This is a genomic window from Mesorhizobium sp. CO1-1-11 (genome assembly GCF_020164995.1).
Taxonomy (GTDB): Bacteria; Pseudomonadota; Alphaproteobacteria; order Rhizobiales; family Rhizobiaceae; genus Mesorhizobium; species Mesorhizobium australicum.
The window spans coordinates 22,791-37,903 of the sequence record NZ_JAIUHE010000004.1 but is presented as its reverse complement, the minus strand read 5'-3'; the positions used below and the strand labels follow the sequence as shown (position 1 = coordinate 37,903).

Here is a 15,113-nt window from a genome sequence, read left to right as displayed (position 1 = left end):
TTTCTTCTCTGATATCAGTTAGTTGGATGGGTGGGATGATTCAAAACGGGACGTTCGTGGCGCATTACGGCTCGCCCTGTCCGATCGCTTCCTTGCGCTTGGCCACGTAGGCCTCGAGCGCTTCGCGTACGGCGATGTCCATCACCGGCTCGACATAATCCTCCAGCGCCTTCTTCCACAGCCGCGTCGCGCGCGCGGTTGCGTCGAGGCCGCCGGCCTCCTGCCAGGCTTCGTAATTCTGCCAGTTGGAGAGCATCGGCTGGTAGAAGGCGGTGGCGTAGCGCTCCAGCGTGTGCGGCTCGCCGAAGAAATGGCCGCCGGTCGGCACCGCGCCCAGCGCCTCGACGGCAAGTTCGGCCTCATCGACCACGATCGGGCGCAAAAACTCCATCATGTGCTGGATCATCTCGACGTCGATGATGAATTTCTCGAACGAAGCCGTCAGCCCGCCCTCCTGCCAGCCGGCGGCGTGGTAGACGAGATTGCCATGGCCAAGCACCGCGCCCCACAACGCCATCAGGGTCTCATAGGCGCCTTGCGCGTCGGCGGCGTTGGAAGCCGAACCGGGCGTCGTCCGGTATGGCAGGCCATAGCGGCGCGCCAATTGACCCGAAGCGATGTTGGCCTTGGTGTTTTCAGGCGTGCCGAAGGCCGGCGCGCCCGACTTCATGTCGACATTGGAGGTGAAGGCGCCGTACATCACGGGCGCGCCTGGCCGCACCAGCTGCGTCAGCACCACGCCGAACAGCGCCTCGGCATTCTGCTGCGCCAGCGCCCCGGCCAGCGTCACCGGGCTCATCGCTCCCATCAACGTGAACGGTGTCACCGCCACCGACTGGCCGTACTCGGCCATGGTCATCAGCCCCTCGGCCATCATCTCGTCGAAGCGACGCGGCGAGTTGACCGAGATGATGGTGGCAATGCCGGGATCATCAGCCATCTGGGCCAGCGTCATCCCACGCGCGATCGCCATCATCTCGATGCCGTCCAGCGCCCTGCCCCGGCCGATCGCCGAGACATGAAAACTCTTGTCGGTCAGCGTCAGATTGGTGAAGTACGTATCGAGATGGCGTGAGTTGGCCGGCAGTTCGACCGGCGCGCAGACCTGGTTGCCAAGCATGTGGACGCAGTTGAAATGCTGCGCCAGCCTGGTCAGATCCGCATAGTCGCGCAGATTGCCGGCACGGCGGCCCCGCTCCATGTCATGCACATTGGGAGGACCCGCAACCAGCGTGAAATTGATGGTGTTGCCGCCGAGATGGATTGTGTTGGCCGGATTGCGTGGGGTCAGCGTATAGCCGGACCGCGTTGTCTTCAGCGCCGCGTCGATCATGCCGCGATCGACGCGCACATTGGCCGAGGCGTGATCGACCTTGGCGCCGGCCTTCTCGAACAGCGACAGCGCACGCGGGCTCATCACCTCGATGCCGAAATTCTCCAATATGTGCATCGACGCCTGATGGATCGCCTCGATCTGGTCTGGTGACAGCAAGGCCATCGGCGGATAGGGATTGATCACCCGCCTGGGCCGCAGCTGTGCGATGGGCGCTGGCCCCCGGTTGCTGGTGCGCTCGGCGCCGCGCTTGCGTCTTGGTTCGGTCATGCCGGCATCAAAGCTTCGGTAAACCGCGCAAGCTGTCAGAAATGCGCCGTTTACGGGCGTGATTTTAGCCAAGGCGGCATATACTCAGCACGACTTTATAAAAGGCGACAATTGGCGTCGAAATACAGCTATGGCATTTTCTCACCTGACCGTGCCGACGAGGCGTTAACAGCGGCAGCAAGATTCCCTTTATGATTTCGGGCTATTGCTCATCCAATGCGTAGGTCGAGTTTTAGTAAAATTGTAGCGGTTGGCGCGCTGCTGGCACTTTCGGCCTGCGCGACGGCACCCAGTCACATCAACAATGTCTGCGCCGTCTTCGACCAGAACGATGGCTGGTTCGACAATTGGCAGTCGGGTGCCGAGCGCGCCTCACAGAAATACGGCGTGCCGGTGCCGGTGCTGATGGCAACGGTGCGCAAGGAATCCGGCTTCAAGAGCAACGCCCGGCCGCCGCGCACCAAACTGCTCGGCTTCATTCCGTGGAAACATGTCTCCTCGGCCACCGGCTTCTCGCAGGCGCTGGACGGCACCTGGTCGCAATATCAGCGCGAAACCGGCAACTGGGCGGCGCGGCGCACGAGATTCGCCGACGCCGTCGACTTCGTCGGCTGGTATCATTCCAAGACAGCCGACACATACGGCGTCGCGCGCAACGACACCTACAACCTCTACCTCGCCTATTACCTAGGCTGGACCGCCTATGGCCGCGGCAATCGTGGCGATGCGGGCGTCCAGGGCTACGCACGGGCCACCGACAAGATGGCCCGCGACTATGCTGTTCAGCTGCAGCAATGCGGGAGCTGATGTCCTGTCCGCGCTAGTGCGGCTTTGTCGTGTCTTTCGGTTTTGAATCACCGGTTTCCGACACCTCGTCGCGGACTTCGTGGCGACGGGCCCGCGAAACGGCGTCCGCCTCCTCGGCGGCCTCCCCGATCGCGTCGGCCTCAGCACCTGCCACCTTACCATGTGGCCGCTTTGGCGGCTCGCCGGCAAAGCCCGGACCTTCGCCATGCGGCGCGTCGTCAGGGACGCCTTCATGGGCAGCATGTTCCTTGTCGAACTTGATCACCGGCTCCATGGTCTTGAGCACGTCGTCGGAGAGCCAGCACAGGCTCATATGGCCATCGCCGAGATTCTTGACCGGCGGCACCTTGGTCTCGCACAGATTGTCAGGCACCAGCTTCTTGTAGCCACAACGTGTCTGGAACGGACAGCCGGACGGTGGGTTCATCGCCGATGGGATGTCACCTTCCAGCACGATGTGCTTCTTGACCACGCTGGTGTCGGCAATCGGGATCGCCGAGAGCAGCGCCTCGGTATAGGGATGATAGGGCGGCGCGAAGATCTGGTCTGTCGTGCCTTGCTCGACGATATAGCCGAGATACATGACGACGACGCGGTCGGCGATGTAGCGCACGACCGAGAGATCGTGGCTGATGAACAGCATCGTCGTCTTGTTCTTGCGCTGGATGTCCATCAGCAGTTCCGTCACCGCCGCCTGCACCGAGACATCGAGCGCCGAAACCGGCTCGTCGGCCACCACCACCTTGGCGTCGCCGGCGAAGGCTCGCGCCACGCCGATACGCTGCTTCTGGCCGCCGGAAAGCTGGCGCGGCTTGCGGGTTTCGAACGCCCGCGGCAGTTTCACCAGGTCGAGCAGTTCCAGCATGCGCTTGCGCCGGTCGGCAACGGTCTTGCCGACGTTGAATTTTTCCAGCGTCCGGATGATCTGCGACCCGACCGAATGGCTGGGGTTCAGCGTGTCGAACGGGTTCTGGAACACCATCTGGATCGACGACACGGTGTCGACGCTGCGCTTCTCGATGCCGGTCGACTGGATTTCCTTGTTGCCGAGCGTGACGCTGCCGGAGCTGGCGGTTTCCAGCCCGAGCAATACCTTGGCAAGCGTCGACTTTCCGCAGCCGGATTCGCCGACGATGGCCACGGTCTCGGATTCGCGTGCCATGAACGAGATCGTCTCGTTGGCCTTGACGACGCGGCCTTCGCTCGAGCCGAACACCTCGCTGCCGCCGACCTTGTAGTATTTCCGCAGGTCCTCGATCTTGAGTACTGGCGCACCGGGCACGACGCGCTCATTCACCTTCTTGGCGCCGGGCGGCAATGCCTCCCAATCGATCTCGTTGAAGCGCACGCAGCGCGAGAAATGGCCCTCGTGTCCGGCGACTTCGATCATCGGGATTTCGGCGGCGTTGCAGACGCCCTCGACGAAATGGTGGCAGCGCGGGCCGAAATTGCAGCCTTTAGGCCGTTCGTGCGGCAGTGGCAATTGCCCCGGGATCGAGATCAGCGGCCGCGAGTTCTTGTCGGCGCCAGGCAGCGGGATCGAACGGAACAGCCCCTGCGTATAGGGGTGGCGCATCCGGTCGAAGACGTCCTTGATCTTGCCGGTCTCGACCGCCTCGCCCGAATACATCACCGTGATGCGGTCGCAGGTTTCCAGGATGAGGCCGAGATTGTGCGACACGAAGATCATCGAGGTGCCGAACTTCTCGCCCAACCCCTTGACCAGATCGACAATGCCCGCTTCCACGGTTACGTCGAGCGCCGTCGTCGGCTCGTCGAGCAGAAGCAGCGCCGGCTTCGACAGCAGCGCCATGGCGATAACGATGCGCTGCTGCTGGCCGCCGGAAAGCTGGTGCGGATAGGAGCGCATCATGCGCTCGGGATCGGGAAGCTTGACCGAGCGCACCATTTCGAGCGCCCTGGAGTAGGCCTCTTTCGTCGACACCTTGTCGTGGATCAACGGCACTTCCATCAGCTGCTGGCCGATCTTCATCGCCGGATTGAGGCTGGCCATCGGCTCCTGGTAGATCATGGCGATCTTGTTGCCGCGGATGGCGCGCAGCTCCTCGTCGGAGAGCTCGCCCATGTCCTTGCCCTGGAACTTGATCTTGCCGCCAACGATCTTTCCGATGTTGGAGAGGTCGCGCATGATGCCGAGCGACACGGTCGACTTGCCGCAACCGGATTCGCCGACGATGCCCATCGCCTCACCCGGCATGACCGTGCAGGAAAAGTCCATGACGGCCGGTATCTCGCCCTTGCGGGTGAAGAAGGAGATCGAAAGGTTCTCGATCTCGATGATCGGCTGTGCCGGATTTCGAACTGCCTCGTTCATGGGTCGCTCCAATCCTTATTCTTGGCCAAGTGGGATCTGAGACCCCGCCGTCAATCCTTCATCGATTGCTCACGCAGTGAGTCGGCGAGCAGGTTGAGGCCCAGCACGAACGACATCAACGCGATCGTCGGCGGCAGCGCCGGGTGAATAAAGGACCGCAGCAATCGGCTGGCATCCTTGATCGCCGTACCCCAGTCCGGGCTCTCGGGCGCGAGGCCCAGGCCGAAGTAACCCAGCGTGCCGAGCAGTATGGTGGTGTAGCCGATGCGCAGGCAGGCATCGACAATCAGCGGCCCGCGCGCATTGGGCAGGATCTCCCACAGCATGATGTACCAAGGCGATTCACCGCGCGTCTGCGCTGCCGCCACATAGTCGCGCGTCTTGATGTCCATCACCAGGCCGCGCACGATGCGGAACACGCCCGGGCTGGAGGCGAACACCACCGCCACGAAGATATTGAGCTGGTTGGGATCGATGTGGACGATGTGCAGCGGATCCCTGTCGAAGACAAGGCCGAGGTAGATCCAGCCGCCGATGATCAGTGTCAGGCCGAGCAGGATATAAATCCGGTCGGGCCGGTTCTTGTAGCGTGTCCAGAACAGCACGCTGAAGAAAATGATCGGAAACAGAAAGAAGACGCCGGCCAGCGCATAGGGGATCGGCGTGTCCATGATGCCCGGCGTCACCAGCAGGTAGAACAAGAGGATCACCGGGAAGGCCAGCACGAGGTTGGCCAGGAACGACAGGATGGAATCGATCTTGCCGCCGTAGTAGCCGGCCGGCAGGCCAAGCGTGATGCCGACCATCAGCGCGAAACCGGTCGCGGCGGGTGCGATGATCAACACGATCTGGCTGCCATAGACCATGCGCGAGAACACGTCGCGGGCGAGCTTGTCGCCGCCGAAGAGGTAGACGAGCCCCGATTGCGGTTCGATGGCGCCAGGCAGCGTGTCCTTCATGATCGGGATCTGGCCGAGCGGATCGAAAGGCGAGATGGTCGAGGCGAAAATGGCCGTGAACAGCCAGAACAGGCAGATGAACACGCCCGCTATGCCGACGCCGCTGTCGAACAACTGGCCGTAGAGCGCCAGCTTCTTCTTGTAGAGAAAGCTCGCACCCATGACGATGGCGAGCGCGGCCCAGACCGGCCAGAAGCGCCAGAGCACTTCGAGGATGATGGTGGAGGCGCCGATATATTGAGCTTGCATGCGCCTTCTCCCTACTGAACGCGGATGCGCGGATTGAGGAATGCGTAGCCGACGTCGGAAATGAGCTGGGTGATCAGCACGATGAACACCGAGACCAGCGAACAGCCGAGCAGAAGATCGATGTCGTTGTTGCCGGCGGCCTCGACCAGCGTGTAGCCGAAGCCCTGGTAGCGGAACATCACCTCGACGATGACGACGCCGGTGAGCAGCCAGGGGAACTGCAGCATGATGACGGTGAACGGTGCGATCAAGGCGTTGCGCAGCGCGTGCTTGACCACGACGCTTTTGAAGGAAAGCCCCTTCAGGCGTGCCGTGCGGATATATTGCTGCGTCATCACCTCGACCATCGAGGCGCGTGTCATGCGTGCGATATAGCCGATGCCGTAGATCGCCAGCGTGATCACCGGCAGGGTGAAATTGTAGAACGTGATGCCCTGGCTTGCTGAGGCGGCCGACCCGTTCAGCCAGCCGAGCCAGGAGGCGAAGATGACGGTGAAGATGACACCCGACACATATTCAGGCGTCGCCGTCGAGGCGATCGAGGCGATCGACAGCACGCGATCGGTGCGCGACCCCTCCCGCATGCCGGCAAGGATGCCAACCAGCAGCGACACCGGCACCATTACGCCCAGCACGCAGAGCATCAGAATGCCGGTAGCGCCCAGCGCAGGGAACAGCTTGGCCGCGACCGTGGTCTTGAACTTGGTCGAGCAGCCGAAATCACCCTCGATCACGCCGGAGAATGTCGGCACGGCCGGGTCATTGCAGAAGGAGAAGCGCTGCGTGGTCTTTCCGGTCGCCGGATCCGTGATCGGCTGCTTGGGTACGACGCCGAGCCACTGGCCATAGCGAACGAAGAAATTCTGGCGATAGCCGTGATTGACCAGCCAGCTTTCGAGTTGCTCCGCCGATGTGTGCATTTCGGTCTGGCTGATCGCCAGCTTTTTCAGATTGGGTTCGAGATTGACGAGGAAGAAGACGACCAGCGTCAGGCACAGCATCGTGAGCAGTATCGTGCCGATGCGTCTGATGATGAATGAGAACATTGTGCCCCCCTGCCGGCCGGGTTGGGGTCAGATATGGTCAACCCTGTGACGAAAACCCTGTAGCGTCCCGCCGCCGCTGCATCCAATGCAACGGCGACGATCCTGCGAATATGAGGGGCAGGCGCCCCTCATATCATCAAGCAGCGGTCACGCCTGATCGAGCCAGACCTTGCCGAAATCGTGCTCGTAGGTGGGGTGCATCGAGTGGTTCTTCACCTCGGGCTTGATGTTGATGTAGAGCTTGCGCCAGTAAGGCTGGATGATGATGCCGGAATCCTGCAGCATCTGCTCGATGTCCTTCATCACCACCTTGCGCTTCTCCGCATCGGCGATGCCGAGCGCCTCGTTGACCTTCTTGTCGAAGTCCGGATTGGCATAGGCCGTCTCGTTCCAGGCTTCGCCCGAGCGGTAGGCGATGGCGATGACCTGGATGCCAAGCGGACGCATGTTCCAGTTGGTTTCCGAGAATGGATACTTCGTCCAGTCGTTCCAGAAGGTCGAGCTCGGCAGCACGGTGCGCTTCACCTTGATGCCGGCCTCGCGCAGCTGGGCCGCGATCGCGTCCGTGGTGTTCTTGTGGTAGTCCTCGTCGTTGCTGATCAGCTCGTGTTCGAAATCGATCACGCCGGCTTCCGTCAGCATCTGCTTGGCCTTGGCGACGTCGCGCTTGATCTTCGGCAGTTCGACATATTCCGGATGGATCGGCGCGACATGGTGGTTTTCGGCCGGCGTGCCGGCATTGCCGTAGCCGAGCTGCAGGACCACCGAATTGTCGACGGCCAGGCACATCGCCTGACGCACCTTCTGGTCGCCATAAGGCTTGGCGTTGACGTTGAAGCGCGACACCACGGTAGCCGCGGTCACCACTTCCGAAGGCGGCGCGCCGACGTCCGCGATGATCTTGACGTAGTCGGCGGTCGTTTCGTGGTTGGTCTGCACTTCGCCCGATTCGAAGGCCGAAACGGTCGCGGCCGGATCGGTGCCGTAGTCGATGAACTCGACGCCGTCGAGGAAGGCTTCGCCCTGCCACCACTTGCCGGTCGTGCGGCGCTTGTAGACCACCTTCTGGCCGACATCATAGGAGACGAGCTCGAACGGACCAGTGCCGATCGGGCAGTTCTTGAAGTTGGCGCCCTTCTCGTCGAAGCTCTTGTGGACGACGAGGCCGGGATAGTCGCACAGGTTCGGGATGATGGCGATGTCGGGCTTCGACAGCTTCAGTTTGACGGTCATGTCGTCGACCTTGACGATCGACCCTTCGCGCAACTTCTTGGTCTTTTCGTCGACGAGGCTGCCGAGACGTCCAGGCATCGAGTTGCCTTCGGCTGATTTGTCGGCCCAGCGGGTGAAATTGTAGATCACGTCATCGGCGGTGAACTTGTCGCCATTGTTCCATTCGACGCCAGGCCGCACATGCAGCGTGTACTCGGTGGCGTCGTCGTTGATGTCCCAGCTTGCCAGCAGATATGGAGCGAATGTGTACTCCTTGGTGTATTTCACCAGCGGCTCGAGCGCCTGGCGCTCGGCGTTGGAAATCTCGGACCAGTCGGCGGTACGCGGATCCTTGGGATCCTTGACCGACATCGCCACTTTCAGCACGCCGCCCTTCTTGCCCTGGACGTCCTCGGCCTTGGCCGGGGTCGGAGCGGCAAGGCCGAGCAGGCCGTAGGCCATGGCGGTCGAGGCACCGAAGACGCTGGCGAGCGCGAGGAATTCGCGGCGATCGACTTTGCCCGACTTGGCTTCTTCGGCCATCGCCAGGATGTGATCCGGAACGCTGTCGCCGTTGCTCTTATAGATTGTCATGACTAACTCCCATTGTTGGCTTTCCGCCGATTAACATTCCGCATCCGGGCCATGATGTCAAAGACGGCATGGATTGGGAACATGTTAGCGAATGTGCAACTTTGGAAGGGGGGCAGTTCGCGTGATAGCGACAGTCTTGGCGCAAAATTGCTAGTGCGCCCAGATTTCGCCAAAATCTCTTCGGGCAATTAAATTGAGACATTCGCACTGGTTACGACAGCGCCAGTTGCGGCCAGGATGAAGGCCAGGCCCTCAATATTCCTTCTCGTAGAAGATGCCGCCCTTGGCTTCGCCGGCGTCCGTCGCCTCGCCGCGCAATTTGACGCCGCGCCCGACATTGAGATCGATGGTCGCCTTGCCGGAACCCGGCTTGTCGCCCTTCTGGATGGTCACATAGGTGCGGTCGTTCAGGTACTTGCCGGCCGAGACCGCCGTGCCGCCCTTATCATCGGTGGTCACGTCGAGGTCGTCGACGCCGATGGCGCTGCGCAGGTTTTCCAGAAGCGACGTCGAACCGCCGACGCCGGCCAATTGTCCGGCGGCCTCGGCCAGCTGCGCGATCTGCAGCGGCGACAGGTTCGACATCGACCGCCCGAAGATCAACTGCGCCAGCACCTCGTCCTCCGGCAGCGCCGGCACCGAACTGAAGGTGAATTTGGGATTGGTCGCCTCGCCCGACACCACGATGGTGACGGTCGCGCCGGTCGTGGTCGTCGTCGCCGTCAGATTGAGGTAAGGCACCAGCGAACCCGAGAACCCGACCGTGCCTTCGGTGAAGGTCAGCCGCTTGCCAAGGATCGACAGCCGGCCGCGCTGCAAGGTGAAGGTGCCGACGGCTTGCGGCGACGAGGCCGGGCCGGTTAGCTTGAGCGAGCCACCGAATTCGGCGTCGACACCCCTGCCCTGGATGAAGATCTGGTTCGGCGCGTTGACCGTGACGTCGAGCGCAAGACCGCTGCCACCGCTCTTGCCGCTGGTCGTCGCCGGGCGCAGCGCCTTGTCCTGCGCCCTGACCGGACCCGGCGCATTCTTGTGCTTGACGTCGAGCGCCGAGAGCGAGCCTGGCAATTTGTCCGGGACCGTGATGACGGTCTTGGCCAGGTTGACGGTGCCGGCAATCGCCGGTGCCGAAGTCAGCGGCCCCTTGATCGTCAGGTCGCCGCCAAGGTTGGCGGTCACCACGCGACCGTCCGTATAACGACCGTCCGTGAGCTTGATCGACAGGTCGGCCGGGAATCCTTGCGCCGGATTGATGCCGACCGTGCCACTGGCCGACAGGCTGCCGCGCGTCGACAGGGTTCCGGTCAACCGATTGACCCTGGCAACGCCATTGCCGATCGAGACATCGGCCGCGATATCGTTGATGGCAAGGCCCGAGCGTGCATCGACCAGCCGCGCGCCGGAGGTTTTGACGCTGCCGCCGATCACCGGAGATGTCGCCGGACCACGCACCTGGACATTGACGTTGGCGTTGCCGGTCAGCGACAAGCCCTGCGCGGCAAGTTTCTCGCTGAGAAGGCCGAATGGCACCGCACCGTTGAAGTCGAGCGCCAGCGCCGGAGTGCCCACCGTCGTCACCGTGCCGCCGCCCTTGAGCCCAAGGCCGGCCCCGTCGCTGATGTTGGCGTTGAAGGCCAGCTTGTTGCCGGCAAAGGTGCCGGACGAAGAAACGCTCACCGCGCCGACGCCCGCGCCACGGGTCTGCGATGTCTGCACGCCGGCCGCGTCTATGTTGAAGGCAACCGCGGGGCTCGCCGGTGCGCCCGTCACCTTCACCGTGCCGGAAATGGAACCCGCGGCATCGAGCCCGGGCGAAAAACTGTTGGCGAGCGACATCGGCACGCGTGCCAGCACCGCATTGATGTCGAGCGCCTGCCCGACCTTGCCGGTCATCGTCGCGGTGCCGCCGCCAAGGTTGAGCACCAGCCTGTCCAACGTCGTCGTGCCATTGGCGATGCTGACGGTCGAGGCCTGGGCGATGGCCGCCTTGATGCCCTGGACGGTCGCCTGGCCTGAAGCAAGCTCGATGGTGGTCGTCCCGTTGGCTACCTTCACCCGGCCTGCCGCCTGCGCCGGAATGCCCTTGACCGTCGCTCCACCGGAAAAGCCGGTCCAGTCGCCATCGCGCTTCAAATCGACATTGATGCCGCTGATCACCGTACCGCCCGAGGTGACGGTGTCGGCGCGGATCTTGCCTGAAATCACGGGAGCGGCGAGATAATTGGCGATCAGCGCATCGACCGAGACGGCCTTCGCCTGCAGGTCGCCGCGTATGATCGAGTCGGTCGTCGCCTTGATGGCGACCTGCGGCGCCGCGCCATTCCTGGAGAAGGCGATCGTGCCGCGAACGTCGCCTTCGGCCTTTTCCAGTGCCAGTGCGGCAAGCGGCCCGATGTCGGGGAGGTCGAGCGAAATGATGCCTTCAGGCACGAACTTGTCGTCCAGCGCCAGATCGCCCGAGATTCGGTTCTTGCCCAGCGACAGCAGCAGGCCGTTGATGGCGCTCTTGCCGTTCGCCGTTGCCAGCACGGCACTCCCCTGCAGCGCCTGCCCGGCGACATTGCCGGTGAGTTGGACATTGGCCGCCGGATTGGCGGCATCGGCCTTGCCGGTAGCCGTGAGCTTCAATCCGGTGATCTCGCGCGATGCCACCGACAGTCTGTCGCTGTTGACGGTAAGCGACAGGTCGGGCGCCATGGCCGGCCCTTGCGCGCTCAGCGCGAAGGCGATGGCGCCCGTGGCATCCTTCGACAATGGCGAGATGTCGCTCAGCGCCCCCCTGATATCGGCGGTCACTTTGTTGTCGGCAAGGCTTGCCTGTCCGTCGGCGCTCAGCGCGCCGGAAGTCAGCTTCAATCCACCGATGTGGAGATTGCCGTTGGGTTCGCGCTTCAGCATGGCGCTTATCTGGGCGCGGTCGCCAAGCATGCCGCGCGCCGCCGCCGGCAAGGCCGACGATGGCGCATCCGCCTTCAGGTTGAGATCGATGGCACCGTCACGCAGCGATACGTGACCGGCCACCTGGCTGCTCAGCGCATCGCTTTTCAGCGAACCGCTGTCGATAGCCACAGTGTCGGCGCTCAGCCGGGCGCTGAGCGCGGCCGTGACCTTGCCGGCGATAAGCGGCGCGATCGTTGGATTGTCGAGCCCAACCTTGTCCACCGATACCGTTCCGGAAACCGGCCCGGCGCGATTCCGGAGATCGAATGCGTCCGAGTGCAGTGCCAGGGTCAGTCCGTCCACCTTCGCCGGGCTGGTGACGACCGAGGGCAGGATCACGGAAAGGTCCAGTCGGGCATGCGTGCTTTCGCCCGCGATTTTAGCCGATACTGATCGGACCTCGATCTTGACGGGGCTCTCGGCGCTGCCGACCGTCAGCGGCAGGCTGGGGCCCGACGAGGTCAGATCGATGGCAAAATCGCTCGCCCCGTTCGGATTGATGGTGCCTGTGGCCTGCCCGGAGACCTTGTCGCCGGACAGGGTTGCATGGTCGAGGGCGACGCCGCCGGCGATCGTGTAGCTGCCGGCCGCATCGACGGCGAGCGGTCCGAGCCCTGCCTGGCGGGTCTGGCTGGTCTGGGCACCGGCCAGTTTCGCGTTGAACCGGATATCGGGAGTTGCCGGCGCTCCGCTCACTTCAGCGATACCGTCAAGCGTTCCCGTGGCATCCAGGCCAGGCGAAAACGCATTGGCAAGCGCTGCCGGCAAGGCGGAGACCTGCGCCGCCAGATCGAGCGTCTCGCCAGCGCTGCCCGACAGCGCCACCTTGCCGCCGCCAATATCGAGCACCAGCTTCTCGATCTTGGTCGTACCGTCGGCGATGGTCAGAGCCGACGGTTCGGCAATCGCCGTCTTGATGCCGCGAACGGTGGCGTCGCCCGAGGCGATCTCGACGCTGGTCGTGCCCTCGGCGATCTTCACCCGGCCGGCAGCGGTCGCAGGAATGCCTGCTATGGTCGCGCCACCAGTGAAATCGGTCCAGTCGCCGTCGCGCTTGAGGTCGACGCCGATGCTGCTGATTTCCGTGCTTCCCGAAGTGACCGCATCGGCCTTGATGGTGCCCGAGATCGCCGGCGCCTTGAGATAATTGGCGACGAGCGCATTGATGGCGATCGCTTTGGCCGTCACCTCGCCACGCGCGACCGAGGTGCTCTTGGCATCGATGGCAATGGACGGTGCATCGCCGTCCTTGGCGAACAGGATGGTGCCGTTGATGTCGCCGGTCACCGCCTGGCCGGCGAGCGCGGCCAACTGGTCGATGGCAGGTGCGGCGAGCGTCAGCGTGCCCAGGGGCATGAATTTCTCGTCGAGCGCCAGATCGCCCGAGACCTTGTTGTCGCCCAGCGACACCAGGAAGCCATTGATCGAACGCTTGCCCTCGCTGGTCACCAGGGCCGCCTTGATGTCGAGCGGCTGGTCGTTGACGGCGCCGGTCAGCGAGACGTTGGCGGAAGGGTTCGTTATGTCGGCCTTGCCGCTCGCGCTCAGCTTGATGGCCTTCACCGTGCGGCCCGAAGCGGTCAGGCTGTCGCTGTTGGCGGTTACGGTGAAATCCGGCGCGGTCATCGCGCCGCTTGCCGACAGCGCGAAATCGACCCCGCCGGCAACCGGCACGCCGACCGTCGGCGACAACACCGAAACATCGCCCAATTTGCCCTTGATGTCGGCCTGGATGTCCGTGCCTTGCATGCTGGCCGTACCGCTGGCGCTGAGCGATCCCGAAGTGAGTTCGATGGAGTTCGCGGCGAAAGATCCCTGCGGATCGCGCGATGCCGTGGCCGAGAACTTCACCCGCCCGCCGAGTACCGAGGCGATCTGCTGGGGAAACGCGGTCGCCACGGCATCGGCATTCATTTTGAGCTGCATCGACATGTCGGCGAGCGCCACCGTCGCCGTCAGCGAGGCATTGACCGCATCGGAGCGCAGCGTACCCTGATCGATGGCAATGGCGTCCCTGCTGATCGAACCGGCCAGATCGACATTGACCTTGCCGGTGATCAGCGGCGCCAACGTCGCGACGTCGGTGTTCAGGCCGCCCGCCTCCAGCTTGACGGCAACCGGGCCGGCGCGGTTCTGGATATCGAAACCATCGGAATGGATTTGCGCCGCCAGATCGTCCAGCCGCGTGCCGCCGGCGACGATCGAAACGAAGGAGGCGCCGATGTCGACGATCGGCGCCTTGCCGTCGCCGAAGGCGCGCGCGGTGGCGTTCTTGATCGCGAGCGTGATCGGCTGCGCCTTGCTGCCGACGCTGATCACCACGGGCGGGCCCTTGGCGGCGAGTTCGACCGACAGGTCGCTGGCGCCGGCAGGATCGGCAATGCCGGACGCGGTGCCGTGCACAGCATCGCTCTCGATGCTGGCCCGGTCGATGCTGATGCCGCCCACCGACGTGGCGGTGCCCGCGACATCGAAGTTGGTCTTGCCGGCAAACAACGGCTTCAGGTTTTCCGGCAGGAAGCGGGCAAAATCGCCGTCGCCCTTTGCCTCGACATGATTGCCCTTGTCGGTGAGCTGGTGACGGCCGGTGAGCTGGGTGACGATCCGATGGTCGACGAGGAAGGTGCCGACACCGCTCCAGTTGGCAAGCGGCCCACTGCCCGAAACCACGATGTCGACTGGTGGCGCATCCGGCAGCTTGAGCAGGTTGGCAATGATGCCGCCGGCCGGCTCCGATGCCTTGAGGTCGAGGTCCAGCTTGTTGTCGGCGGGTGCGAAATGGATCTTGGCGTCGACATTGCCCTGTTTGCCATCGTGACGGGTGACATTGAGCACCGTCTGGACCGCCAGTGGCGCGGCGTCGGCCTTGAGCATTCCCTTGGCCGCGAGCTCGGCGATGCCGCTGCCGGCCAGTTGCTGGCCAAGCGCGATTTCCGGCAGCTCGATCTGCTTGATGTCGATGGAGACCGGCAGCGTCGTCGTGCCGCTCTGCGCGGGCGGCTGCGTACCGGCCACCGGCAGGCGTGCCAGTTCGACGCGATCGGCGGCGATGCGATCGGCGCTGAAGCTTTTGGACAGAAGTGCCGTCGGCGACCAGTCGACGGCCACCTTGCGCGCCACCAGCCAGGCGCCCTCACGGTCCTCAAGCACGACATGGTCGACGCTGAGATTACCCGACCAGATGCCGTTGATGCCGCTGACGGTGACCTTGCGGTCGGCGCTCGAAGCCAGCCGCGAAATGATGCCGGCGAGGTTGTCGCGCCCGCGCTCGGTCTTGGTCAGCACGACCAGCGCGCCGATCGCACCCGCGACCACGATCAGCAGCGTGTAAAGGACAATGCGAAGGATGCGCCAGACCGTTTTCATCG

At 63.5% G+C, this 15,113-nt stretch carries 7 protein-coding genes; 1 reads left to right on the top strand and 6 read right to left on the bottom strand.

What is annotated here, in order from left to right:
- Positions 1–64 precede the first annotated feature (64 nt).
- Positions 65–1,603, bottom strand: coding sequence for a trimethylamine methyltransferase family protein (locus LB554_RS05430; protein WP_224583436.1), 1,539 nt, complete (start codon positions 1,601–1,603; stop codon positions 65–67).
- 216 nt (positions 1,604–1,819) lie between these two features.
- Here LB554_RS05430 and LB554_RS05425 point away from each other — a divergent pair, with 216 nt between their 5' ends.
- Positions 1,820–2,410: a transglycosylase SLT domain-containing protein gene (locus LB554_RS05425; RefSeq protein WP_224583434.1), complete on the top strand. Its 591-nt coding sequence runs from the start codon at positions 1,820–1,822 to the stop codon at positions 2,408–2,410.
- 13 nt (positions 2,411–2,423) lie between these two features.
- On the opposite strand, the gene LB554_RS05420 is transcribed toward LB554_RS05425, so the two are convergent.
- From LB554_RS05420 to LB554_RS05400, 5 genes are all read right to left on the bottom strand, one after another.
- Positions 2,424–4,745, bottom strand: a complete 2,322-nt coding sequence (locus LB554_RS05420) for an ABC transporter ATP-binding protein (RefSeq protein ID WP_140873275.1) — start codon at positions 4,743–4,745, stop codon at positions 2,424–2,426.
- Positions 4,746–4,795: 50 nt separating this feature from the next.
- Positions 4,796–5,953: an ABC transporter permease gene (locus LB554_RS05415; RefSeq protein ID WP_015317136.1), complete on the bottom strand. Its 1,158-nt coding sequence runs from the start codon at positions 5,951–5,953 to the stop codon at positions 4,796–4,798.
- A gap of 11 nt (positions 5,954–5,964) precedes the next feature.
- Positions 5,965–6,999 carry an ABC transporter permease gene (locus tag LB554_RS05410; RefSeq protein ID WP_015317135.1) on the bottom strand — a complete coding sequence of 345 codons (1,035 nt, stop codon included), beginning with the start codon at positions 6,997–6,999 and terminating at the stop codon, positions 5,965–5,967.
- 147 nt (positions 7,000–7,146) lie between these two features.
- Positions 7,147–8,805: an ABC transporter substrate-binding protein gene (locus LB554_RS05405; RefSeq protein WP_015317134.1), complete on the bottom strand. Its 1,659-nt coding sequence runs from the start codon at positions 8,803–8,805 to the stop codon at positions 7,147–7,149.
- Positions 8,806–9,057: 252 nt separating this feature from the next.
- Positions 9,058–15,111: a translocation/assembly module TamB domain-containing protein gene (locus LB554_RS05400; RefSeq protein ID WP_224583433.1), complete on the bottom strand. Its 6,054-nt coding sequence runs from the start codon at positions 15,109–15,111 to the stop codon at positions 9,058–9,060.
- Between the last annotated feature and the right edge of the window lie 2 nt (positions 15,112–15,113).